General features: G+C 69.3%; 26 protein-coding genes and 3 pseudogenes. 18 read left to right on the forward strand and 11 right to left on the reverse strand.

The window, feature by feature from the left end; translation table 11 throughout:
• Positions 1–11: 11 nt before the first annotated feature.
• The gene (locus SAVERM_RS02750; RefSeq protein WP_010981886.1) at positions 12–629 is read right to left on the reverse strand and encodes a TetR/AcrR family transcriptional regulator; all 618 of its coding nucleotides are present in this window, start codon (positions 627–629) and stop codon (positions 12–14) included.
• Between the two features lie 122 nt (positions 630–751).
• Here SAVERM_RS02750 and SAVERM_RS02755 point away from each other — a divergent pair, with 122 nt between their 5' ends.
• Together SAVERM_RS02755 and SAVERM_RS02760 are read left to right on the forward strand one after the other, a co-directional pair.
• The gene (locus tag SAVERM_RS02755) at positions 752–1,156 is read left to right on the forward strand and encodes a Dabb family protein (RefSeq protein WP_010981887.1); all 405 of its coding nucleotides are present in this window, start codon (positions 752–754) and stop codon (positions 1,154–1,156) included.
• 28 nt (positions 1,157–1,184) lie between these two features.
• Complete coding sequence (locus tag SAVERM_RS02760; protein WP_010981888.1) at positions 1,185–2,087, forward strand: SDR family oxidoreductase; 903 nt, start codon at positions 1,185–1,187, stop codon at positions 2,085–2,087.
• A 100-nt stretch (positions 2,088–2,187) separates the two neighbouring features.
• On the opposite strand, the gene SAVERM_RS02765 is transcribed toward SAVERM_RS02760, so the two are convergent.
• Together SAVERM_RS02765 and SAVERM_RS45235 are read right to left on the reverse strand one after the other, a co-directional pair.
• Positions 2,188–2,556: an STAS domain-containing protein gene (locus SAVERM_RS02765; protein ID WP_010981889.1), complete on the reverse strand. Its 369-nt coding sequence runs from the start codon at positions 2,554–2,556 to the stop codon at positions 2,188–2,190.
• The gene (locus tag SAVERM_RS45235) at positions 2,553–2,678 is read right to left on the reverse strand and encodes a hypothetical protein (RefSeq protein ID WP_255253776.1); all 126 of its coding nucleotides are present in this window, start codon (positions 2,676–2,678) and stop codon (positions 2,553–2,555) included. Before SAVERM_RS45235 ends, SAVERM_RS02765 begins: the two co-directional genes overlap by 4 nt.
• 44 nt (positions 2,679–2,722) lie before the next feature.
• Here SAVERM_RS45235 and SAVERM_RS42995 point away from each other — a divergent pair, with 44 nt between their 5' ends.
• The 3 genes from SAVERM_RS42995 (at position 2,723) to SAVERM_RS02780 (ending at position 5,022) form a co-directional block, all read left to right on the forward strand.
• On the forward strand, positions 2,723–3,214 hold the full coding sequence (locus tag SAVERM_RS42995) for a hypothetical protein (RefSeq protein ID WP_037652174.1): 492 nt from the start codon (positions 2,723–2,725) through the stop codon (positions 3,212–3,214).
• A 128-nt stretch (positions 3,215–3,342) separates the two neighbouring features.
• A complete protein-coding gene (locus SAVERM_RS02775) occupies positions 3,343–3,723 on the forward strand; it encodes a DUF2267 domain-containing protein (protein ID WP_037652176.1) in 381 nt (126 codons plus the stop codon).
• 150 nt (positions 3,724–3,873) lie between these two features.
• Entirely contained in the window at positions 3,874–5,022 is a 1,149-nt protein-coding gene (locus tag SAVERM_RS02780; protein WP_137951515.1) for a hypothetical protein, read from the forward strand.
• Positions 5,023–5,043: 21 nt separating this feature from the next.
• On the opposite strand, the gene SAVERM_RS44290 is transcribed toward SAVERM_RS02780, so the two are convergent.
• Positions 5,044–5,556, reverse strand: a complete 513-nt coding sequence (locus tag SAVERM_RS44290; RefSeq protein ID WP_010981893.1) for a hypothetical protein — start codon at positions 5,554–5,556, stop codon at positions 5,044–5,046.
• Between the two features lie 349 nt (positions 5,557–5,905).
• Here SAVERM_RS44290 and SAVERM_RS02790 point away from each other — a divergent pair, with 349 nt between their 5' ends.
• Positions 5,906–6,247, forward strand: coding sequence for a hypothetical protein (locus tag SAVERM_RS02790; RefSeq protein ID WP_137951514.1), 342 nt, complete (start codon positions 5,906–5,908; stop codon positions 6,245–6,247).
• On the opposite strand, the gene SAVERM_RS02795 is transcribed toward SAVERM_RS02790, so the two are convergent.
• The 4 genes and pseudogenes from SAVERM_RS02795 to SAVERM_RS02805 form a co-directional block, all read right to left on the reverse strand.
• Positions 6,219–7,886 carry an SWIM zinc finger family protein gene (locus tag SAVERM_RS02795; RefSeq protein WP_010981895.1) on the reverse strand — a complete coding sequence of 556 codons (1,668 nt, stop codon included), beginning with the start codon at positions 7,884–7,886 and terminating at the stop codon, positions 6,219–6,221. The two genes, SAVERM_RS02790 and SAVERM_RS02795, sit on opposite strands and share 29 nt — an antisense overlap.
• 337 nt (positions 7,887–8,223) lie before the next feature.
• Positions 8,224–8,373: pseudogene (locus tag SAVERM_RS45745) on the reverse strand (GntR family transcriptional regulator); the annotation flags it as partial.
• A 158-nt stretch (positions 8,374–8,531) separates the two neighbouring features.
• Positions 8,532–8,795, reverse strand: a pseudogene (locus tag SAVERM_RS45750) (DUF6087 family protein); the annotation flags it as partial.
• A 141-nt stretch (positions 8,796–8,936) separates the two neighbouring features.
• Positions 8,937–9,617, reverse strand: a complete 681-nt coding sequence (locus SAVERM_RS02805) for a hypothetical protein (RefSeq protein ID WP_010981896.1) — start codon at positions 9,615–9,617, stop codon at positions 8,937–8,939.
• 130 nt (positions 9,618–9,747) lie between these two features.
• On the opposite strand from SAVERM_RS02805, the gene SAVERM_RS02810 reads away from it, so the two are divergent.
• Positions 9,748–10,182 (forward strand): Hsp20/alpha crystallin family protein, encoded by a 435-nt coding sequence (locus SAVERM_RS02810; RefSeq protein ID WP_010981897.1) that lies wholly within the window; start codon positions 9,748–9,750, stop codon positions 10,180–10,182.
• An 88-nt stretch (positions 10,183–10,270) separates the two neighbouring features.
• A complete protein-coding gene (locus tag SAVERM_RS02815; protein ID WP_010981898.1) occupies positions 10,271–10,666 on the forward strand; it encodes a DUF2267 domain-containing protein in 396 nt (131 codons plus the stop codon).
• A 79-nt stretch (positions 10,667–10,745) separates the two neighbouring features.
• Here SAVERM_RS02815 and SAVERM_RS43570 read toward each other — a convergent pair whose 3' ends face one another.
• Positions 10,746–11,267: a DUF6300 family protein gene (locus tag SAVERM_RS43570; protein WP_338058980.1), complete on the reverse strand. Its 522-nt coding sequence runs from the start codon at positions 11,265–11,267 to the stop codon at positions 10,746–10,748.
• A gap of 301 nt (positions 11,268–11,568) precedes the next feature.
• Positions 11,569–11,883: a hypothetical protein gene (locus SAVERM_RS02825; protein WP_010981900.1), complete on the reverse strand. Its 315-nt coding sequence runs from the start codon at positions 11,881–11,883 to the stop codon at positions 11,569–11,571.
• 45 nt (positions 11,884–11,928) lie between these two features.
• Between SAVERM_RS02825 and SAVERM_RS42615 the strand changes: the two genes are divergently transcribed.
• Positions 11,929–12,075 (forward strand): hypothetical protein, encoded by a 147-nt coding sequence (locus SAVERM_RS42615; protein ID WP_154696712.1) that lies wholly within the window; start codon positions 11,929–11,931, stop codon positions 12,073–12,075.
• 312 nt (positions 12,076–12,387) lie between these two features.
• On the opposite strand, the gene SAVERM_RS02830 is transcribed toward SAVERM_RS42615, so the two are convergent.
• Positions 12,388–12,684, reverse strand: coding sequence for a hypothetical protein (locus tag SAVERM_RS02830; protein WP_174514666.1), 297 nt, complete (start codon positions 12,682–12,684; stop codon positions 12,388–12,390).
• Between the two features lie 379 nt (positions 12,685–13,063).
• Between SAVERM_RS02830 and SAVERM_RS02840 the strand changes: the two genes are divergently transcribed.
• From SAVERM_RS02840 to SAVERM_RS02865, 9 genes and pseudogenes are all read left to right on the forward strand, one after another.
• Positions 13,064–13,561, forward strand: a complete 498-nt coding sequence (locus SAVERM_RS02840; RefSeq protein WP_010982316.1) for a cupin domain-containing protein — start codon at positions 13,064–13,066, stop codon at positions 13,559–13,561.
• A 467-nt stretch (positions 13,562–14,028) separates the two neighbouring features.
• Positions 14,029–14,124: pseudogene (locus SAVERM_RS42160) on the forward strand.
• Positions 14,125–14,292: 168 nt separating this feature from the next.
• Positions 14,293–14,421, forward strand: coding sequence for a hypothetical protein (locus SAVERM_RS45240; RefSeq protein WP_255253766.1), 129 nt, complete (start codon positions 14,293–14,295; stop codon positions 14,419–14,421).
• A gap of 1,133 nt (positions 14,422–15,554) precedes the next feature.
• Positions 15,555–15,911: a hypothetical protein gene (locus tag SAVERM_RS02845; RefSeq protein ID WP_237528702.1), complete on the forward strand. Its 357-nt coding sequence runs from the start codon at positions 15,555–15,557 to the stop codon at positions 15,909–15,911.
• 86 nt (positions 15,912–15,997) lie between these two features.
• Positions 15,998–16,294 (forward strand): tail fiber domain-containing protein, encoded by a 297-nt coding sequence (locus SAVERM_RS02850; RefSeq protein ID WP_237528703.1) that lies wholly within the window; start codon positions 15,998–16,000, stop codon positions 16,292–16,294.
• A gap of 207 nt (positions 16,295–16,501) precedes the next feature.
• A complete protein-coding gene (locus tag SAVERM_RS02855; protein WP_010981906.1) occupies positions 16,502–17,173 on the forward strand; it encodes a 2OG-Fe(II) oxygenase in 672 nt (223 codons plus the stop codon).
• 302 nt (positions 17,174–17,475) lie between these two features.
• Entirely contained in the window at positions 17,476–17,607 is a 132-nt protein-coding gene (locus tag SAVERM_RS45245) for a hypothetical protein (RefSeq protein WP_255253768.1), read from the forward strand.
• A 105-nt stretch (positions 17,608–17,712) separates the two neighbouring features.
• On the forward strand, positions 17,713–18,918 hold the full coding sequence (locus SAVERM_RS02860; protein WP_010981907.1) for an alpha/beta hydrolase family protein: 1,206 nt from the start codon (positions 17,713–17,715) through the stop codon (positions 18,916–18,918).
• Between the two features lie 399 nt (positions 18,919–19,317).
• Positions 19,318–19,797, forward strand: a complete 480-nt coding sequence (locus tag SAVERM_RS02865) for a transposase family protein (RefSeq protein WP_237528704.1) — start codon at positions 19,318–19,320, stop codon at positions 19,795–19,797.
• The last annotated feature ends 356 nt before the right edge of the window (positions 19,798–20,153 follow it).

The following is a 20,153-nucleotide window of genomic DNA, read 5'->3' on the forward strand; positions in this document are numbered from 1 at the left end:
GGTCAGAGCACCTAGCTGCTCGCCGGTCGACCGTTCGCCGGCGTCTCGGTTCGCCAGCCGAGGAGGATCGTGTGAAGCGCCTGTTCGGCGAGGTAGCGGGCGCGATCGTTGCCGACGCTGCCGAGGTAACTGAGCGACGCGATGCCGTACAGCGTGCCCCAGAGGATCTCACAAGCCTGGTCGAAATCGGCCAGGACCACGTCGTGCGCAGCCGACCAGGAGGTGAGCAGCTCCTTGAGGACGTCGATGACCGGTTCCGCGACGCGCCGACGTTCGTCCGCGTCGACCATCGGGTCGTTCATGACCTGGAAGAGGTGGGGGTGCTCGCCGGCGAACCGGACGTACTGCGACGCAATGCGCGTCATACGCCGGTCCGTATCGGGCTCCTGCGCGGCTTGGCTGAACTCGCTCAGCATCAGGCGGTGACCGTGCGCGACCAGCTCCAGTACGAGCGCGTCCTTGTTGGCGAAGTGCTGGTAGACGACGGGCGCGGAATATTCGACGTCGGTGGCGATGCGCCGGATCGTCAGGGCCGCGATGCCCTCGGTCTCGAGGACGTGCAGCGCGGCCTCGATGATCCGCTCCCGGGTGTTCGCCCGTTCGCGGGCCCGTCTCGTGCTGGTCGGCATGGTCCGTCACTTCGCTTCGATGGTGTTCTCGAACACTAGTCACCGCCTTGACCGCGTCGGCGACGCGCGTCATAGTTAACGCCGTTAGGAAATCTAACGACGTTAGGAACGAGTAGTAAGTCATGATTTACCACATCAACAGAGTCACGATGAAGGCCACTGCGACGCCTGAGCAGATCGAAGGGGTGCTGGAGAGCTGGCGCAATCAGGGCCGGTCGAACCCCGCCATCAAGTCCTTCGTGGTCGGCCGCAACCACGGCGGCGACTACACGTACGGCGCGGTGTTCGTCGTCGAACATCTCGACGGGCTCTTCGCCTACCTGACGCACCCGACCACCTACCAGACCGACCACCTCGGGCTGCACCTGGTCGAACGGCTGGAGATCTTCGACGTCAGTGACGACGACGACCCTGACCTGAACGCCAAGATCCAGGAACTGCACCGGCGCCGCAACGAGCTCAACCCGCAGATCGCCGGCATGCTCGCGGACGTGCCCACCTACACCGGCTCCGGCGTGGACGACTGACCGATCCCCCGGAGAAGGAGAAACCGTCATGGCCAAGCACGTCATCATCGGTGCCGGTTCCATCGGTACCAACGTCGCTCGTCTGCTCGCCGAGGGCGGCGAGAGCGTCCGGATCGTCACCCGCAGCGGCTCCGGCCCCGAGCACCCGCTGGTCGACCGGGTCGCCGCGGACGCATCCGACCCCTCCCGCCTGACCGAGCTGTCCCGCGGCGCGGGAGTGATCTACCACTGCGCCAATCCACCCTCATACACGGTGTGGGAGCGCCTGTTGCCGCCCCTGCAGACGGCGGCCATCACCGCCGCCAAGGCGAACGACGCCGTCCTCGCGCTGACCGGCAGCCTTTACGCCTACGGTCCGCAGCCCGGCGGCCGGATGAACGAACACACCCCCATGGCCGCCACCGGGCACAAGGGCCGCCTGCGCAGACGCATGTGGGAACAGGCCCTCGCCGGGGGGATCCGCACCGTCGAGGTCCGCGGCTCCGACTACATCGGCAAGGACGCCAACGGCATCTACTCCCTGCTCATCAAGTCGGCCCTGCAGAAGGGAAAAGCGGCCTGGATCACCGGCCACCTGGACATGCCGCACACCTTCACCTTCAACGGCGACATGGCACAGGCCCTCATCACGCTGGCCTCGGAAGAACGCGCGTGGGGCCGACCCTGGCACGTGCCGTCCGCGCCGGCCGTCACCATTCGCGAGCTGGCGCGGCGCTACGCCGTCGCGGCAGGCCGGCCACCGATCAAACTAATCCAGATACCGCGCTCCGTGACGCGTACGGCCGGGCTGATCGTGCCGATCGCCCGCGAGATGGCCGAGATGGACTACCAGTGGTATGCGCCGTTCCACATGGACGCGACGGAGACCACCGAGACCTTCGGCCTGACCGCCACCGACCTCGACACCGCCGTCCGCAACGAGGTCGGCTGAACTCCCACCGCCCCACCGGCAGGCCGACGGCATGGCCGCCGACACCGTGCACGTTCGTGGTCACGGCACTAGCCAGCTACTGACTGGCGAGCGAGGGGTTTCAGGCGGTGGTGCGGTTGCCTTGGCGTGCGGCGAGCGCGGCGTCGGCGCTGGAGTAGGCGGGCAGGAAGGCGTCCATCCCGGTGACGCTGAGCAGGCGGCTCAGCCGGTCGGGGATGGCCGCCAGGGTCAGGGAGCCGTCGGCGTCCTTGGCGCAGCGCCAGATGCCGACGAGGGCGCCCAGTCCTGAGGAGTCGCAGAAGGTGACGCCTGAGAGGTCGGCGACCAGGTCAGGGTGGCCGTTCGCGATGAGTTCCAGGGCGCGGGCCCGTACGGCGGGTGCGGCGGCGATGTCGAACTCGCCGGACAGGGCGATCACGGCCAGGGCAGCGTCGGTGTGCGGGACGTCGATGTGGAATGCGTCGGTCATGGGCGTGGGTTCTCCTGCCCGACGGAGACGTCGGCGGTCGGGGCGGCGGCGCTGTGGGCGGTGGTGGTGATGCCGACGGGAGCAGCATCGGGGGTGGGGACGGACAGGGCCAGCAGGGCCACGTCGTTTCGCCGAGGTGTTCGCGGTCAAGGAGAGCCGCGTACGCGTGGTGGGCGAGATCGCGGCCACGCCCACCGGCGAGGCTCTGGAACTCGTGTTGCACTTGGGTGAATCCCTGCGCGGCGTGCGGGTGGAGAGCAGCGATGCCACCGCGCGGCCGGACGGGCTGGATTTCCTGGCCGAGCTTCCGGCGCGCGGCGAATGGCACACCACCGCCCTGGTCCGCCCCAGCGTCGAGGGCGAGGAGGCCGGCGGCCTCTTCCACCCGGGGGCGGAGCCCGGCGAGTCCGGGCCGGCGCGCCGCCTGTGTGCCTGGCGCGAGAGCGCCCCGCGCATCACCGACATCGAGGACCCGGAAGTGCACAGGACGCTGCGGCGGAGCCTGGAGGACCTGGGCGCCCCTGCGCATCTTCGACCCGCGGCACCCCGAACACACGGCGGTCGCCGCCGGTGCCCCCTGGTTCATGGCCCTGTTCGGCCGCGACTCGCTGCTGTCCTCGTACATGGCACTGCCGCTGGACCCTGCACACCACGGTGAACGCAGGCGTCAAGCTGTGGATGCTCGTGGTCACCGCCGTCCGTGCGCGGGCGCGGGCCGGGTCGGCGTGGCAGGCTTGCAGGGGGGCGCGCCGTTCGTCGCAACACAGCAGCGAAGGGGTACGCCGCATGGATGAGAAGGAATTCCTCCGTACCGTCGCCGAGCGCACCGGACTGAGCCGGCAGGAGGCGGCGGACCTGACCTGGGCCACACTCGAGACGCTGGCCCGCCGACTGAGCCCGGGGGAAGCCAGGGACCTGATCACCGAGCTCCCCGAGGGCCTCGCGGAGGCGGTGCGCCGGGGAACCACGGACCGCATCGAGCGCTTCGGCCACCACGACAGCGTGCGGCGCGTGGCCGAACGCACCATGCTCAAGGAGGAGGAAGCCGACCGGGGTGTGCGGACCGTACTGGCCGTGCTCCGGGAGGCGATCAGCGAGAAGGAGTTCAACGACCTGATGTCGCAGCTCGGAACTGACTTCTCCCAGGCCCTCGAATCCGCCGGGTGACCCCGGATCCTTCGGCCCGCCGACCGCGCCACGGCGGCAGCGGCCCGCACGCTGCGTGTGCGCCGGGGACGGACGGCACGGTGAGTGACACCCGCGGACCGCTGGTACCTCGCGGCCGCCATGGCGTGAGGCGCACACGAAGGTGTGATCATGACAGCTGACGTGCCCGAGACATCCTCCGGCAGATCCGTGCGCGTCGCGCTGGTGGCCGACCCCGGCCTGCCGTCGGAGATCGCCCGGGCTCTCGCCCCCCGGTTGCCCGACCATCTCCGCCGGGCAGTCGGTGCTCGGGTCAGATGGCAGGTCGACACGATGACCGCCCCGCTCAGCGTGAGCGAGCAGGCCGACGTCTCCGACATCGCCGAGGCCGTCAGAAGCCACCTGGACGGTGCCGAATGGGACGTGGCGATCTTTCTCACCGACTTTCCGCGGCGGGCCCGGCTCTACCCGATCAGCGTCGAGGTCGACACCGCGCTCCGGGCCGCGCTCATCTCCCTTCCCGCCCTTGGGGTCCGCCGCCTTCGGCGCCGGGTGCGGCAGGCCGTCGTGGATGTCGTTCGAGAGCTGGTCGCGCACGAGGAGACGCCCAGGCACCCGGAGGTGATCGGCCGCCCGCCGCGCGAACCGGTACCGGACACCCGTCCCGGCCCCGAGCAGCCCCAGCGCTACGTCGTGCCCGGCCTGCGCGGCCACACCCGACTCGTCGCCGGCATGGTGTACGCCAACCGCCCCTGGCGGCTGTTCGGCTCCCTCTCCCGGGCCCTGGCGGGCGTGTTCGCCACGGCTACGGTGCTGTTCATCAACAGCGCCACCTGGAACCTCGCCACCGCACTCGGCGCCGTGCAGCATGCCGTCATCACCGCTGGGTCCGCCGTCGCGCTCACCCTGTGGATCATCGTCGACCACCAGCTCTGGGAGCGCGGCACCCACCTCCCCGCACGGCACCATCCCCTGTACCCCTACAACCTGGTCACCCTGGTCACCATCGCGCTCGCGGTGGTGGTGCTGGCCGCGGCGCTGTTCGCGACTCTGGTCGCCGTCTCCTTCCTGCTGCTGGACGCGTCCGTCCTGCGCAAGTTCATCGGACGGCAGGTCGGCGTCGGCGACTACCTCTTCCTGGCCTGGTTCATCACCGCCATCGCGATGATCGGCGGGGCCTTCGGCACCAGCCTCGAAGGGGACGAGAAGGTGTCCGACGCCGCCTATGGACGACGGCAGCGTGAACGTCAGCGGATGCTGCGGCAGATGCCGCGGCCGGAACGAGGCGAACGCAGGGGGCCGGACACCACCGACGGGTGACGCCCGGGCCGCGGCCGGGCGTCACAGGGCGATGACGTGGAGGTCGACCAGCTCGAGCAGCGCCCGCAGGGCCGAGCTGGGCCGCCGGGTCGACGACGTGCCGAGATGCATGCTCCAGCGGAGCATGGTGCCGTGGACGTCCAGGACGTCCAGGACGTGCAGACCGGGGGTGCGCGCACCGCAGCGTGGTTGCGCGTCATTCGCAGCGGCACGGCGGCGGGCGGAGTTGCCGAGGGCCGAGGTGGCCATGCTTGCCATGCTGCCGAGTACGAATGCGGGGCTGCCGAAGGCAACGGCGTTTTGGTGCATGTATCTGCCGTCGCCGAGGGCCCGCCAGGTCACACGTTGTGCGGGGCCGACCGCGAGTACTCGTTCTCCGGCCTCGAGCCGGGCGACGGTTGCGACCAGCGGCCGCTGCTCCAGCCGTCCTTCGGCCAGGTCGGCGATGATGTCGCACGAACACCACAGGTACTCGTCGAGCCAGGACCACCCCGGCCGTTGCTCGATGCCGGAGGCAGGAGCATAGGGGTTCACGTTCTCTCCGTTCTCTGCAGGCTGACGTGCCATCAACTGCGCGCGTGCTATGGCCACTTTGCTGAGGCGCGTGTGCCCTCACGAGGGCGTCCGAATTGCGGCAGTGCCGGCAGGGTTCGTGCTGTCGAGGCGTCCGTGGACGGCGTCGGTGTATCGCTGTGCGGTGGTGGGGCCGCAGTCCGAAGACCGCCGCGAGGTGGAGGGGTCTCGGACACCGGTGGCTTCGGCTTCGTCGAGGCTGCGGCCCTGTCGCAGGCGGCTGAGTGTGGTCCGCTGTCCGCGAAGGGCGGTCCCGAGCCAGGCCGTACGGAGCCGATTCAGGCCCGGCACCACACGCTTCCTCGGCGATGTGCTCGTCTATCAACGCCACCGAGACGCTCTCCACGCCCGCGTACGCCATGTCATCGACGATGTGCATCCCGGCCTCGGGCGCGGTGCCGCCCGCCCGGTGCGCATCGCGACCCACAGCCTGGGGGGTGTCATCGCCGTCGACATGGCCACCGCCAACGTGCCGTTGTGGACCGAGTCCCTGGTCACGTTCGGCTCCCAGGCGACCTTCTTCCATCAGCCCGTGCCGGGCGACCTGCTATGCCAGATGATTGCGTTCCGCATGCGCAAGCACCAGGAAGCGGAAACGGGCGCTCTTCCTCCGGAGACAGGGTTCATAGCCCATGCCGGTCAAGGATGGTGATCAGTTTGCGCCTGCGTTTCAGCTCGGCCCGCAGATCGGCGACATACGCGGTGAACTCATCCTCTGTACCCAGCGACCGGTGGCAAGAGCGGACGTCGAGCAACAGCCTCGCCATCTGCTCGTAGACGCGGTCCCCGGTGGGTCCCTTCAGCAGCTCGACGAGCCGCAGGTACACCGCAAGCGCGTCTGCCGGGCGCGTCTCGCGCGAGAGGTCGGCGAGCTGCTGCCACTGCCGGTCGTCGGCACGGTCGGCCGCCTCCCGCCAAGCGGTGTCCAGGTCACCGTCGTCGAGGAGCGCGTCGATCAGTACGGGCCCGCGGTGCCAGCCGCCGCGCTCCTGGCGAGTGCCCTCGCGCAGAGCGGCCAGCGCCGCCGCCCGCTCGGTCTCCCAACAGTCCGCGGCCCGGGCAGCAGCACGCAGTTGCTGGTAGGCGGCGAGGGATCGCTCGGCCAGGAGGCGGTCTCGACGGACTGCGACGGTCTCGGCCTTCCGGCCTGTCCGCGTGTAGCGGGCGCACACGTAGTCGACCAGGCGACCGTCGACGTGTGCCTCGTCGACGGTGTCCCGGAGTCCGCGTTCCGCCCACGAGAGCGCGTCCTCGGGGCGGCCGGCCGCACCCAGCTCCTCGGCAATGCGCAGATGCGTGGCACCAGAGGGCACCAGATCTTTCATGTACAGGGCGACCAGCGCGTCCACGTCGCCCTCCGCCTTGGCCAGGCGCTCCATCAGGTACTTCTCCGCCCAGCCCCGTGGGCTGCGCCGCCGAGCCTCGGCCGCCAGCTGCCGCAGGCGGGCCAGCCCGGCCTGCCCCAACACGTCGGCGTAGTCGAGCGGATCGAGGTCCGTCGCATCATTCCACTCACCGAGCACGTGACCGACCAGCCATTCGGCCAGGCGCTCCGGATCGGGGCGAGCGACTCCGCACGCTTCCAGGTGGGCCCCGGCCACCGCGGCAATGGCCTGCCCGACTACGCCGTCCGAGTCATCGATCTCCTCGTACGCCTCGCCGAGCGCCCGGATCGCGTCCTCGGCCAGGCCGACCGCGCGCGCCGCCTGTCCGCTGGTGGTCAGGGCACACAGCGCGTCCGCCGTCTCCGCCACCTGCCTCGCGTACCCGGCGGCGTCCGCGTACGTGACGTAGCCGTACCGGGCGAAGGGCCGCGGATCGATCAGCGCCAGGACGCGCTCCCGGACGGTGCCAAAATCGGAGCGCGCGGCCGCGGCCCGCAGCTCCAGCCGTCGGCGCAACTCCCGGTCGTCGGCGACCTGTTCCCGCACCAGCGCCAGGAGCTCGTCCCTGGACAGCGCCGTGAGCCACGCCTCTAGGCCGGAGGCCCGCGTCCGGGCGTCGGCCCGCTGCCGCGGGATCGCCTCCGCCTGCCGCAGCACGGTCAGCCCCACCGCCACGCAGTGCTTGCAGAAGTTGCCCTCCTGCCCGTACGGGCAGTCGCACCGCCCGGAAACTCCGGCGCCTGCGCCGAGGGCGAGCTCCACCTCGTAGATGTCCGTGCCGTGCACCACGGCAGTGACTGAGCCGTCGCCCACCTCCAGACCCCTCACCGCGTCCACATACCCCGACCCCCGCTCGAAGGACCGAGTCCCTGCGAGGGCCCGCAGTTCGTCTTCGCCGAATCCCATCGCCTTCCGTGCCACACCGGTATCCAACCGCTCCCACAGAGCGGCTGGCGCGAAAACCGCCGACCTCACAAAAACCGTAGGGCGCTACACAGTGGCACCTGACAGCACACAACGGCCGCTGTGGAACCATGACCACCCAACCCGAGACCGCCCAACGCGACCTGCGCACAAAATCCAAAGAGATCACGGACGCCGCCCAAAGCACCCAGTCCTTCACCATCACCCGCGAACCGCTCGCCGGCAGGTAGCTGCGGTGGATCACGGGCCGGATGAGCCGGTAGGCGCGCTCGGTCGGGGTCATCGTGCCAACGCTGTAAAGGCGGTAGCCGTCGTGGAGGGGCACCAGTCCTTCGGTGGCGAGCCGTTCCAGAGCGGACCGGACCACGGGCACGGACAGCTGGAGATCCCTCGCAATCTTGTCCAGCGCGGGCAGATGGGAGCCCGGCTCGGTGCACGAGAGCCGCGCCCACCGGCGCACCGACTGCACGTCTTCGTCCGCTGGCCACCACGCTGCCCGCAACTGTCATTCCTATGCTCCCCGTTCCGGTCGGTCAGCGCAGGGCTTGGGTCACGCGATGTCGCAGACGGGGCAGGGAGTTCTTGCCCATGACCGAGAGACGGAGCCTCATCCGGACTCGCGGGCGCCGACTCGATAACCCATCGCTGGGCTGCGGCGAGATCAGGTGCCGTTCCGGCTGGGATGAAGGTGAAGCCGTCCCACTCTTCCAGCGCGCGTGGTTCGTCGGGGCGGAGGTGGCCAGCGTCGCCGTGCAGGGGCCGGTGACGACGGTAGACGTCCAGCGGCCGGCGGCGCCGCTTGCTGTACGCGGCAAGCGGATTGGTGGCGTCGACGCGCGGGACGGCGCGGGACGGCTGGTTCGGTGGGCCGGGTCGGCGGTGCTTGCCCATGCGCTCGATGGTCTCAGGCGGCGATCGTAGTCGGTCGGCCGGCGGGGAGATCCCTCGCTCTGCTGCGCAACGCTCGTCGCCTCCCGGCTCAACACGCTGCTGGACGCCGCCCGCCTGCAAGTAGTCCGCGCTGATCAAGAGTCAGGGTTGGTTTCGGCGCTGGTTTCCGCTGTTCTGACGGAGTTGGTCGATGCGACGGGTGAGGTCGTCGACGCGTGCGGCAAGGTCGGGGTGGCCGGATGCCAGATAGGGGTGCGTGTCCTTCAGGCGAGGGACGAGGGCGGCGGGGTCGTTGTCGGCGAGGGCGGCGGTGAGATCAGCGAGTGGGGCGTGGGCGGCGGCGGGGAGGTCGGGGAGTGCGGTGATCTGGCCGGCGAGCTGGCGCAGGGTGGCGGCGTTGGTGCGGGCCCAGGCGGAGACGGTGCGGTCGGCGGCGCGGCGGTCCCGGGTGGCCTGGACCCGCTGTTCGCCCGTGGCTCCCGGCTTTCCGGGGCGTACGCGCAGGTAGCGGCGTTCGGCGGCCTGACGGCTGGCGACACCGAGGGGGTGGGCGAGGTCGGCCCAGCTGGCGCCCGCCTCCCGTGCGGCTTCGATCAGGCCCGGCTCCCAGTCGGCCAGTTGATCGCGCACTTCGCGCAGCAGTAGGAGCGCGGCGAGCGCCTGCTCCGAGCTGGCCTGGCCGGGCTTGGAGGGCTCGCCGTCCCGAGTGGTCTGGGCAGCGCGCAGGGCATCGTCGATCGTGTCCAGGGCCGCGGCGGCGGCGAGGAATGACGCCGGCGCGGGACCGCATACGCGGGGGTCGGGCTGATCGTCCCTGGTCATCGGGCCTCCAATGGCCATGTCGTCATCTTGATGACGTCAAACTTGTCATCGCTTGGATGACATGTTACAACGATGTCAGGTGAACGCATTGGCAGCACTGCCTGACCTTGAACCCTGGAGGTGTTTCACGATGTTGATGCGTACCGACCCTTTCCGTGAGCTGGACCGGCTCACCCAGCAGCTCCTGAACACGACCGGAACGTGGTCGCGGCCGTCGGCGATGCCAATGGACGCCTACCGTGAGGGCGAGGAGTATGTGATCGCCTTCGACCTGCCCGGTGTCTCGGCGGACGCGATCGACATCGACGTCGAACGGAACATGCTGACCGTCAAGGCCGAGCGCCGCCCCGTCACCAAGGCGGACGACGCGCAGATGGAGCTCTCCGAGCGGCCCCTGGGCGCCTTCTCCCGCCAGCTCGTGCTGGCCGACACCCTGGACACCGAGCACATCAAGGCCGACTACGACGCCGGGGTGCTGACCCTGCGCATCCCGATCGCCGAGCGCGCCAAGCCCCGCAAGATCGCCATCGGGGGCAGGACGGAACGCAAGGAGATCAGCGGCTGAGGCCCCTCCCAGCCGCACCGCGGGACGGGGGCGGCGCGCACCGAAGCCACCCCCTTTCTGCGTCCGCCGCACACGTACGGGAGCAGCGATGGTGATGCGATGGGAGGCGTTCCTTCACCAGGTCAAGGAACGCGGCGACTACGAGACCACCAGGGAAGCCGAGCGGGCGGCCCGCACCGTGCTGGCGCTGCTGGGCGCGCACCTGGTGGGCGAGGTGCGGGCGGAACTGGCCGCTCGGCTGCCGGAGAGTCTGGCGCTCGTGCTGCTCAATCCGCTCCAGGCGCGCGAGCCGCTATCCCCCGAGCGGTTCGTCAGGGCTACTGCGGCATGGATCGAGGGAGCCACCGAACAGACCGCGGCCTGGGACGTGAGCGCCGTGCTCAGCGTCGCAGCGGATGCGGCGGGCGACGAACTCACCCGCCACATCCTGCTCCAGCTCCCAGCGGGCTACGACCTGCTGTTCGGCCACCCCCACCCCGTCTGACCCACGCACAGGCAGTACCCCTCCTTCTGCCCCCCGGGCCGCCGGCGGCCCGGGGGGCCTCATGAGAAAGACAACCGCGTCAGCGATGATCCCCCAGCAGCAGCCACACCGCCTGAAGCTGCGTGCGCTGCTCAGAGCCGGCGTTCGCCAACTCGGTGCGCAGAGCGTCGCGTTCCTGCTGGCGCTGGTCGATCTCAGGGAATTCGCCGGCCGTGCCTGGATTCATGAGGTCGCGGGCGGCTGCCTCATCATGCTCCAGGCCGGGGGCGGAGGTGGCCGCGTCCACGTCGGTCCCAGGCCAGTACCAGCCGTACTCGGCCATCGCCTCTCCCGTCCATTCCATCAGCAGTCGGGCGCCCTCCTCGCTCCGTTCCGTGTCGTGCCCGCCGCCCGAGGCGAACCAGAACAGAAGTGCGCCGGCTGCGGGCTTCTCAGCGTCGCACGCACTGCACAGCTGGAGTTGGATCGGCCGACCGTCGGTGTCGTTCTTTGGCGCGACGACGCTCACGATCAGGTCTCCGCCGCACCGGGAGCACTGCGGTAGCAGGCCAGACGTCTCAAGACGGTACACTCCGCTCCTTACTGAACGCGTGAGCACCACCCAAGGTCCTGTGACATGCAACGTCAACCCTTGCGGCCGCGGGTTATGTCGCCCGCCCGGCGCCGAACACCCTGTCAGGCAGGGGCGTCGGCGGCCGCAGGCTGCCCGGTGCTGTCGTCTTTCGGGGCAAGGGCGGTGGTCATGGTTCGGAACCAAGTTCTAGTCACCAACATTGCCCCGTGAGAGCGGGGCCTGGGCGCGGCCGTTGTGACTGAGCGCCCTAGTGGCCCGCCTGGCCAGATGCGGGCTCAGTTGGGTGCGATGTCCCGTCCGCTGCCCAAGGCCTCGAAGACGCTGGCCGTCAGATTCCGGCGGCCTGCAGTTGGGCGAAGGTGCCGACCTTCGCCGACCATGCCTGCTGATCCGGTACAGCACGCCAGCCGATCAGCGAGTCGGGGGTGACAGTGTCGGGCCAGATCATGTAGCCGAGCATGACGAGTTCGCACCCCGCCGCATGTGCGGCGTCGACCGGGAATGTCGGCCAGTCGGGCCAGTGTGAGAGGTCCTTCTGGGCGAGGGGCTCGAAGCTGCCATCCCGGATCACTTGCAGGAGATAGCCGCTGTCCGCGGCCTTGCAGATGGCAGTGAGATCACGGCGGCAGTTCTCAGTTGTCATGGCAGAACGCTAAGGGAAACGCCGTGCTGGCGGAGCGTCGGGTACATGCCCCTGCATGAGTCCCCGATGCCGGAGCCGTGTCGAGAGCGCCGTCAGCAGCAAGGGGACATGGGCGGCTGCGCCATCTGCCGCATCGCGTTCAGCGGCCGACGGCAGTTGGCGATCGCGTCGTACGCGCTGCCCAGAGGCTGATAGCAGTAGGCCTGGTGGCGAGCGGACCACAACCCTCTCCAGGCTGCGTACGGTGCCATGGCGTCCAACCATGAGCAGGTGCCGAGCTCCCGGACACCCGTACCGGACCAGCGGGGGCGCCGCCGTTACCCGGCGCTGGTCCGCGGTAGCCGGTCACCGCCGTGGCTTGGAACGTGGCTGTAGCGTTCCCGGTGTCGGTCACCGTCACCTACGCATCGGGGGCGCCGCGGGGCTTGGGGGACGCTTGTCTCCTCCGCCCACGCGACAACCCTCCCCCTTGCCTTGGGCCGTGCTTTAGCCGAACCGAACTGGTCAGGTGTAGTCGATGCTGCTGACAGCGCTGCTGCCGTCGCCACCGGCGGTAGCGTTGCCGGTCCTCTCCGTCTGCGCCGATCCGCTGCCCCGGCCCTGCGGGCACTCAACGCCGGTGACAGCCGTGCCTCCGCCGCTCGCGCGCGCCACTCCGGTCCGCGCGGCCGTGTCGTCCGTGCGGCTTGCCGGGTGCTGGAACAGCGCCCCGATCAGGGCCGCGACGCCGACGGCGGCCTGGATGGAGGCCCCGACCAGCTGCCCCGCATCGGGGCTGTCCAGCAGCCAGATCAACGGCATGGAGAGAACCCCGGCCGCCGCCAGCACGATGACCGTGACTTACCGCCCCTGTGACATGCCGCCCCTCCCTCGCCCCAACGCATCCGCTGCCAGTCGGCTGACGGTCCACTCCTTGTGGCGGGGTGTAGTCGGATGGGCGCCCCTGTTTCATGACATGGGCCGGGGCCTGGAGGACAAGGGCTCTACGCACGTGGGGAAGTTCTCCGAGGACGCGGACTCCGTCGGCCATGCCCTCGATGCGCGCCCCGCGCACCGGCCGCTAGATTGACCCATGATTTCACGCCTTCAATGCACCCTCACATGGGTCTCTCCGGAGCCTAGATTCAGTGGTGTCGCCGGGAACACCGGTCGGCGCAACTACTGAGCCCCAGGAGTGACCATGACGTTCACCAGTGCCCCGAAGCCCGTCCTCGTCCGCGCCGGCGAGGCCGAGACACTGCAGGACGGTGCAACCAGCCTGATCACGCTGCTGGCCGACGCGAACACCACCGGCAGTGCGCTGACCGCCAACCGCGCGACGCTGCACAAGGGCTCGCCCGGTGCTCCCGCACACTTCCACACCCGGGCAACCGAGATGTTCTACGTGCTCAGCGGATCCATGCGGATCCTGCTCGACGACCAGGTCCTCACGCTCGGCCAGGGCGACTTTCTGACCGTCCCGCCGACCGTGCCGCATGCCTTCGCCCCGGCCCCGGACAGCGAGGCCGAGATGCTCGTCGTCTTCACTCCGGGGATGGACCGGTTCGACTACTACCGGCTGCTGGAGCGGGTGTACCAGGGCGAGGCCTCGGTACAGGACATCCGCGACAGCTCCGAGCAGTTCGACAACCACTACTTCGAGAGCCCCGTCTGGCAGCAGGAACTCGCCCGGCGCTGAACTCACGATCCGATCGCCTCCCGCAGAGCCCGGGCAAGGGCGGCCCGGCATGAACCCGTCCCGGCCGGCTCAAGGGCGGTGGCGTCCGGGTCGCAGGCCGGGGCCGCAGGTGTGGTGAGGTCGCAGGTTCAAATCCTGCCCCGCTACCAACGCACCGGCCCCCTCGACACCAACGTCGAGCGGGCCGCAAGCCATGTTCGTTGGCATAGCGCAGCCTCACCGCCTGGTCATCGTCGGCCGGGGCCGTCCGCCGGCGACGTCGCCGCCGAGGTGGAATTGGCCGAAGCCGGTGCCGTGGGTGAGGCCCAGGCGTCGGAGCAGAAGTCGCGCCCCGCGCGCCAAGCCGCACGCACGATCGGATCCCCCTCAGTCGGCAACACGAGTCAGCTGCTCATCAGGTCCCCGTCAGCAAGCCCTGCCACTGTGGTTCACGTGAGCGGCGCCGGCACCACCGGGGGCGCGAACGAGGAGAGGTGCCCGGAGTGGTTGATCGGGGACCAGCGAGCACGCCTCAAGGTCGGGCCCCCGCGGGGCCCACGCAGGTTCGAATCCTGCCCTCTCCGCCCCACAGAACACCCGGTCGGGCCTCACCTTGCCTCCGCAGGGCCGTGGCGGTGCCGGCCGCTGGTCAGTTCGTACAGGTGTCGAGCATGGTCGACAGCGCCGACTTCTCGTCGTCGGTGGTGGTCAGCTTGAAGACGGATTTGATGTGCGTGTAGTCCTTGGCGTACGTGCACCAGAAGGCATGGTTCGTCGGCTTTCAGTCCGCCGGCCCACTGTCCGACTTCGAACTGTTTGACGACCCGAAGGCGATCAGCAGCAGCGGGATCCTTCAGGCGTTCCCGAAGGCCTTGCGCTGATCAGCGGTCCAGGTGTCGGCGCCGGAGCGCCAGGCCTCGGCGAGAGGGACCATGTGGTCGATCGTGGCCTGGGCGACGTCGGTGACCGTGGTGTCGCCGTAGACCGAGTACCAGGACCCGGACGCCGGCTGGCAGTGGTCGGGCTTGTCCTGGACGTCCTTGCCGTCACGAGCCAGGACAGCCTGGCGGTCGTGCAGCCGTCGGCTAGCCGCCTGAAGCCCCTACTGTCTCCGTCACCTCTGCCACGCACTCTGAAGGGGGAATAAAGGACTGGGCCCCCTCGTCGGTGGTGAACTCGGCCTCAGCCAGGACCAGACTCTGCAGGGGACCGTCGAAGACGTCGACGCCCAAGGGAGGCACGCTGAAACGCGTCTTTGTCGGCGATCACACGGGTGACCGTTACCGTCCACGGCTTCGGAGGTTCAGCCAGCAGGAACCGTCTCTCACGCTCAACGCGTCCATACTTCCCCGGGCAAACCGACTGACCTTGAACTCCACCGGCCTTGTCCATCATGAGCACAGCTTCTCAGCTGCTTCTCCCTGCGCGGCCACATCAAGACCACAGACCCCGATCTCGCGCCCTTCCGGATACTGCCAAGTCCAGTGAGAAGAGCCCGAGGCCAGTATCGGCGAAGATGACGAACCACAGCTCAGCGATCCGCCCCTCACCATGCTCGATGACACACTCGTGCTCTGCTGATCATTCGTCAGAGCACGTGACACTCCAGCGGCGGAACCGTGTCACCCCAAGATGACAACTCCCAGCTCAGAGACCTTCGGTCAGCGAACCTCGATGAGAACGGACACTGACCAAGTCAGCTCCCCCGGCCGACAGTTCACCCGATAGAAGGCATCTCCGATCTTCACGCAGTATCGCCTGGCGGGCGCCCTTACAGTCTGTGTGCCGTCCGGATGAGACGGCGTCCGTCGCTGACACATGGGAGTGGGACGTGAGGTCTTCGGGGCGTATGGCTGTCTCGGCAATGGCCGTGGCTATGGCGGCGCTGGGAGTAGGAAGTGGTGCCCCCGCGTCCGCCGCCCCCACGGCGACGCCGTCGTGCAGCGGGACGGAATGCCTCAGTCTGAAGCCGACCAGGCTCACGGCCAGCCAGGCCAGCCTGAATGTCACTCAGATGCAATTGGAGAACATCAACGCGATGGCGTCCGACGCGGTGACCGGGGAGCCCATTCGCGGCGCGAAGATCGTGTTCGCCACCACGGGCGGCAGGACGCTGGGGACGGCCTACACGGACTACGACGGCATCGCTGCGATCGCTGCTCCGGAGAACCTGGGCCCCGGAACCCTCCAGGAACTGCTGGGCGGCTACGAAGCCGCAATGGTCGGCGACGGCGTTCACGCCCCGGCCGGGGCCCACGGAGCGATCACGATCGGCACTGACCAGGGCCCCGGTGTCCCGGGCAGCCCATGCGCCGTCTGCAGCGACCGTGCGCTCAAGCAAGACGTGGTCCCGGTCGACTGGAGCCGGTAGCGGTGCGAATCTTCCGTCGGCGGTCTCGGACGGCTGACCGCGGTGACCCGGCACGGCTTCGAGCCGAGACGCGGGAGAGCAGCGGTGTGGCGCCGGTCGGCCCGGTCAACGGCTACGCGGTCCTGGAGACCGTGGCCGCGCTGCCCATCAGTACCTGGCGCTACCTCTGGGAGCCAGAAGGCGTACGTCACTTGGGGCCGATGGCCCAGGACTGGCACGCCGCCTTCGGCTTCAACCAGGACGACACCACCATCCCCGTCGTCGACGGCCTCGGCGTCGCCCTGGTGTGCATCCAGGCACTGCACCGCCGCGTGGAAGAGCTCACGGCTGAAATGGATCGTCTGCGACAAGCCGCGAGCGTGAACACGTCCGGGGCCGCGTGACGACGCCAGATGGCCTGTTGTGATGTTCCAGCACTCGGCCGGGGAAGGCCAGTGGCCACAGTCGCCCGCCCTCGCCGAGCGCGGCCCGCGGTCGCCATCTCTTCCCTCAGAAGGCTGGAGGAGTCGGCCCCTGCGGAACACTCATCGCGATCCAGAAGGCAGGACACCTTGGCACGACACGACACTGTGACGGGACCATCCCAGGCGATGGATCACCGGTCACCGGTGTGTACGGACGCGGTCTGGCGGCTTCCGGTGACGGTCTGTCGCATCACACAGTTCCTGGGTGAGCAGACGGCCGGCGCCCTACTGGAGCGCGCCATCGACTCCGCCGGCGACACGTTGCAGCCCTCCATGATCCGCGACCGAGAGGTGGTCCCCGACTTTCGCCGGTCCCGCTCGCGCCACGACTTCGCCGCACCCGAGCTGATGGCAGCCATCGACGAGGTGCTGGAGGCGGTCGAGCACACTCTCGGAGTCTCCTGCCAGCACACCGAACCCAGCTACAGCCTCAACGCGCACAACGACGGCGACTTTTACCGGCCGCACCAGGACACCAGCGCCGAGTTCGCCCCCCGTCGTCTGCTCACATTCGTGTACTACCTGCATCGCACACCCCGGCCTTTCGATGGGGGCGAGCTGCGTGTGTTCGACGCGGCTCTGCCACTGCACACCGAGACAGCCGGGAGATGGCAGGAACGCACCTGGCGGGACTGGGAACCCGAGCACGACAGCATCGTGTTCTTCCTCCCCACTGCCTGGCATGAGGTACGGCCGGTCAGCTGCCCGAGCAAGCAGCACGCGGACAGCCGATTCGCCATCAACGGCTGGCTGTGCAGCCCCGACCCCGCGAACCGCGGGAATGACGCGAGCCCGTGAGACACATCGTCGCCGAGTCCGACTGGCGGGATGCGTCCCGTCAGCCGGGCTCGTTCGAGACGAGGGCACGTGAGCTCCCGGGACTCGAGCGTCCGGCCCGTTGGCCCGGTCGGTCAACCTTCAGTGGCAGAAACACGCGCCGGTCAACGTTCGGTGTCAATCGGTCAAGGTTCAGTGTCACGGGACACAGGGCGTACGGAGGTGGCCTCTGACACGAGATCTTGACCGTTTGCCAAACGATCTTGACGCGATTTCCGCTGGCCAAAGGTGGCCACCTTCGCGGGCTCTGCTCCTCAGCGACGGTGAGCGACCACGTGGGGTACGAGTCGTGGCTGGAGCGGGACCGGTTGATCCTGCTGGACCGCGAGCTCGAGGTGATCGGGATGGCCTCACAACCGGATGACACCGCCGACCGCATCAGCCCCAGGGTGTAAACCCGTGGGCCGATGCTGCGCGGGAGGGGCACGTGACAGCGTTCCCCTGTGCCCACGGACCAGCCGCAGCGGCACGGTTGACGATCCGTCACCACGGGAGGGGCCATGACCACCACGCCGTTCATCAGCCGGAAGGGCATGACGCGCCGGAGCATGCTGGGAGCCGCGCTGGCCGCTGTGCCGCTCGCCGCCGTTGCCGGCCCCGCGTGGGCCGACCCGGCCGCCCCCGCCGTGACGCGGCTCATGCTGCCCGTGCCGACCGGGCCGCACCCGGTGGGCACGGTCCAGCTGCACCTCGTCGACCGGTCGCGTCCGGACGACATCGCGGGCCCCGGGCACTTCCGCGAGCTGATGGCCACCGTCTGGTACCCCGCCCGGGACGTTCAGCGGTACCCGGTGGCGCCCTGGATGCCAGCCGGCGCACTTCAGGCGTTCCTCGCCGACGCCGGGTTCAGCGCTCTGGTCCGCCTGGGGCCGCTCACTGCCGGCCACGTGGGCGCTCCGGTGCGGCGATCGGGCCGACGGCTGCCCGTCGTCGTGTTCTCGCATGGCGCGCACAGCCACCAGGGCGACCACACCGTCATGGTCCAAGAGCTCGCCAGCCATGGATACGCGGCTGTGACGGTGGCTCACCAATACGACACGTACACCGAGTTCCCCGACGGCCGGATAGCCGTCCCGCTCCACGACGGGCAGGCGCCGACGCTGCCCGGGGACTTCGCTGCTGACCTGCGCTTCGTCCTCGACTGCGTCGAGCAGCTCGCCGCCGGGTGCAATCCCGACGTCGACCACAGGGAGCTGCCGGCCGGGCTGCTCGGCTCCCTCGACCCGCGGCGCGTGGGCGCGTTCGGCTGGTCGAAGGGCGGGACGGCCACCGCCTGCGCCACGCTCGCGGACGAGCGCATCCGGGCCGGGCTGAGCCTCGACGGCCCGATGCAGATGAACCCGCCACTGGCCGGCGACTTGGACCGGCCGTTCATGATGATGTCCGCCGTGTTTACCCGGGCCACGGATCCCGAGGCCGCCGCATTCTGGTCGCACCTGCGGGGCTGGCGGCTGAACATTCAGGCCCAGGGCGCCGTCCACGTCTCGTACGGCGACAATGAGGCGCTGTTCCCGCAGGTGGCGAAGCTGCTCGGATGGAGCGGGCAGCAGCTCCAGGACGTGATCGGCACCCTCGATCCCGACCAGGCGGTGAAGATCCAGCAGGCATACCCGCTCGCGTTCTTCGACGAGCACCTGCGCCACCGTCGGGGGCACCTGCTCGACGGCCCGTCCCCAGCCTTCCCGGCAGTGACGTTCCTCCCCTGAGTACCGCAGCACCGCGTTTTCTCACAGGCTCTTGAGGGAGCAGGACGACGCTGTGCGCCTCACAGGAGCGGGAGCGGTGGGCTACAGGACGGTGCCGTGCTGGGCGCGGCGGTCGCCGGACGTAGCGGCGGGCGACGAGGCCGTTCTCGAGGGTCTCGCCGATCTGCTCGCACAGCGGCGCCAGGACGTCGGCCGCGTCGGTGTCGGAGAGGTAGGCCGGGGCGACTTCGAGCATCAGCTCCCCGATCGCGTGCGTACTGCAGCGAGGTCGTCGACGACGGCGCGCAGCCCGGCGAGCGTAGGATCCGCCGGCGGATCGGCGGGCGCCGGCGGCGGGGCGGTGCGGACGTCACGGACGGCCTGGCGGACCACCGGGCGCACCGTCGGCTCATCGAGCGGATGGAGGCCGCTGGGGGCGAGCGTGGCGAGTCGGCGGGTGATCAACTCCGGACGTCGCCGCGATGGATCGACGGCACCGGGATCCGGGTCCGCCGCCCGGCCGACGGGCGCAAGGACCGGGAGAAGTTCATCTCCGGCAAGAACAAGCAGAACGCCGTCAAGTTCATGGCCGTCACGGACGCTGACGGGCGGCTGCTCTTCTGCAGCCCGGCCGAGCCCGCCAGCTGCACGGACATCACCCATGCCCGACAGTTCAGCCTGGTCAAGCTCCTGGCCAACGGGCCGGTCGTGGAGATCCTTGCCGACGCCGGCTACCAGGGACTGGGCGCTCAGACAGGAGGGTGTGTAGTGACACCACCGCACCGCAAGTGCAAGAAGAACCCGCCGGACTGGTACGAAGAGATGCATGAACGCCTGCGCAAAGCCCACTCCTCCCGGCGTATCCGTGTGGAGCACGGCATCGCGCACCTGAAGAACTAATCCTTCCCAAGAGCACCCGGCAGGAGCCTCGCAGTTCCTCGGATGTTCGAGTCGGGTGCTGGATGTATGCCGGGCCGTTGAGGGCGTTGGTGACGTCGCCGACCAGTGATGCGGGGTCTCGCCGCTCGTGACATGTCGATCTTGCGTGACCTGGGCGTTCTTGGCTGTCTCACGGCCTTGTCACCCATGATCAGTCTCAAATCCGTGGCATTTCCTCGCGAGGGCGAGGTCGAGATCAGGCGGCTTGTCCGAGTCGGCCGAGTACCCCACGCCGAGCCCCGAGCACGAGGGCTACCGGCGAGCCCAGATCGCGCACCGATGAGTTTCCCGCGCCGCGCTGGTCTATACGCCGGACA

Origin of the sequence: Streptomyces avermitilis MA-4680 = NBRC 14893 (assembly GCF_000009765.2) — a bacterium.
Lineage (GTDB): Bacteria > Actinomycetota > Actinomycetes > Streptomycetales > Streptomycetaceae > Streptomyces > Streptomyces avermitilis.

Coding starts and splice junctions, on each gene's coding strand:
- SAVERM_RS02775 (WP_037652176.1), top strand. CDS start 3,343: ATGGATGAGAAGGAATTCCTCCGTACCGTCGCCGAGCGCACCGGACTG.
- SAVERM_RS02815 (WP_010981898.1), top strand. CDS start 10,271: ATGGTGATGCGATGGGAGGCGTTCCTTCACCAGGTCAAGGAACGCGGC.
- SAVERM_RS02840 (WP_010982316.1), top strand. CDS start 13,064: ATGACGTTCACCAGTGCCCCGAAGCCCGTCCTCGTCCGCGCCGGCGAG.
- SAVERM_RS02830 (WP_174514666.1), bottom strand. CDS start 12,684: ATGCCGTTGATCTGGCTGCTGGACAGCCCCGATGCGGGGCAGCTGGTC.
- SAVERM_RS02865 (WP_237528704.1), top strand. CDS start 19,318: ATGGAGGCCGCTGGGGGCGAGCGTGGCGAGTCGGCGGGTGATCAACTC.
- SAVERM_RS02780 (WP_137951515.1), top strand. CDS start 3,874: ATGACAGCTGACGTGCCCGAGACATCCTCCGGCAGATCCGTGCGCGTC.
- SAVERM_RS02765 (WP_010981889.1), bottom strand. CDS start 2,556: ATGACCGACGCATTCCACATCGACGTCCCGCACACCGACGCTGCCCTG.
- SAVERM_RS02810 (WP_010981897.1), top strand. CDS start 9,748: ATGTTGATGCGTACCGACCCTTTCCGTGAGCTGGACCGGCTCACCCAG.
- SAVERM_RS02805 (WP_010981896.1), bottom strand. CDS start 9,617: ATGACCAGGGACGATCAGCCCGACCCCCGCGTATGCGGTCCCGCGCCG.
- SAVERM_RS42615 (WP_154696712.1), top strand. CDS start 11,929: ATGCCCCTGCATGAGTCCCCGATGCCGGAGCCGTGTCGAGAGCGCCGT.
- SAVERM_RS02760 (WP_010981888.1), top strand. CDS start 1,185: ATGGCCAAGCACGTCATCATCGGTGCCGGTTCCATCGGTACCAACGTC.
- SAVERM_RS02860 (WP_010981907.1), top strand. CDS start 17,713: ATGACCACCACGCCGTTCATCAGCCGGAAGGGCATGACGCGCCGGAGC.
- SAVERM_RS02795 (WP_010981895.1), bottom strand. CDS start 7,886: ATGGGATTCGGCGAAGACGAACTGCGGGCCCTCGCAGGGACTCGGTCC.
- SAVERM_RS02845 (WP_237528702.1), top strand. CDS start 15,555: ATGCAATTGGAGAACATCAACGCGATGGCGTCCGACGCGGTGACCGGG.
- SAVERM_RS02825 (WP_010981900.1), bottom strand. CDS start 11,883: ATGACAACTGAGAACTGCCGCCGTGATCTCACTGCCATCTGCAAGGCC.
- SAVERM_RS02855 (WP_010981906.1), top strand. CDS start 16,502: ATGGATCACCGGTCACCGGTGTGTACGGACGCGGTCTGGCGGCTTCCG.
- SAVERM_RS02750 (WP_010981886.1), bottom strand. CDS start 629: ATGCCGACCAGCACGAGACGGGCCCGCGAACGGGCGAACACCCGGGAG.
- SAVERM_RS02755 (WP_010981887.1), top strand. CDS start 752: ATGATTTACCACATCAACAGAGTCACGATGAAGGCCACTGCGACGCCT.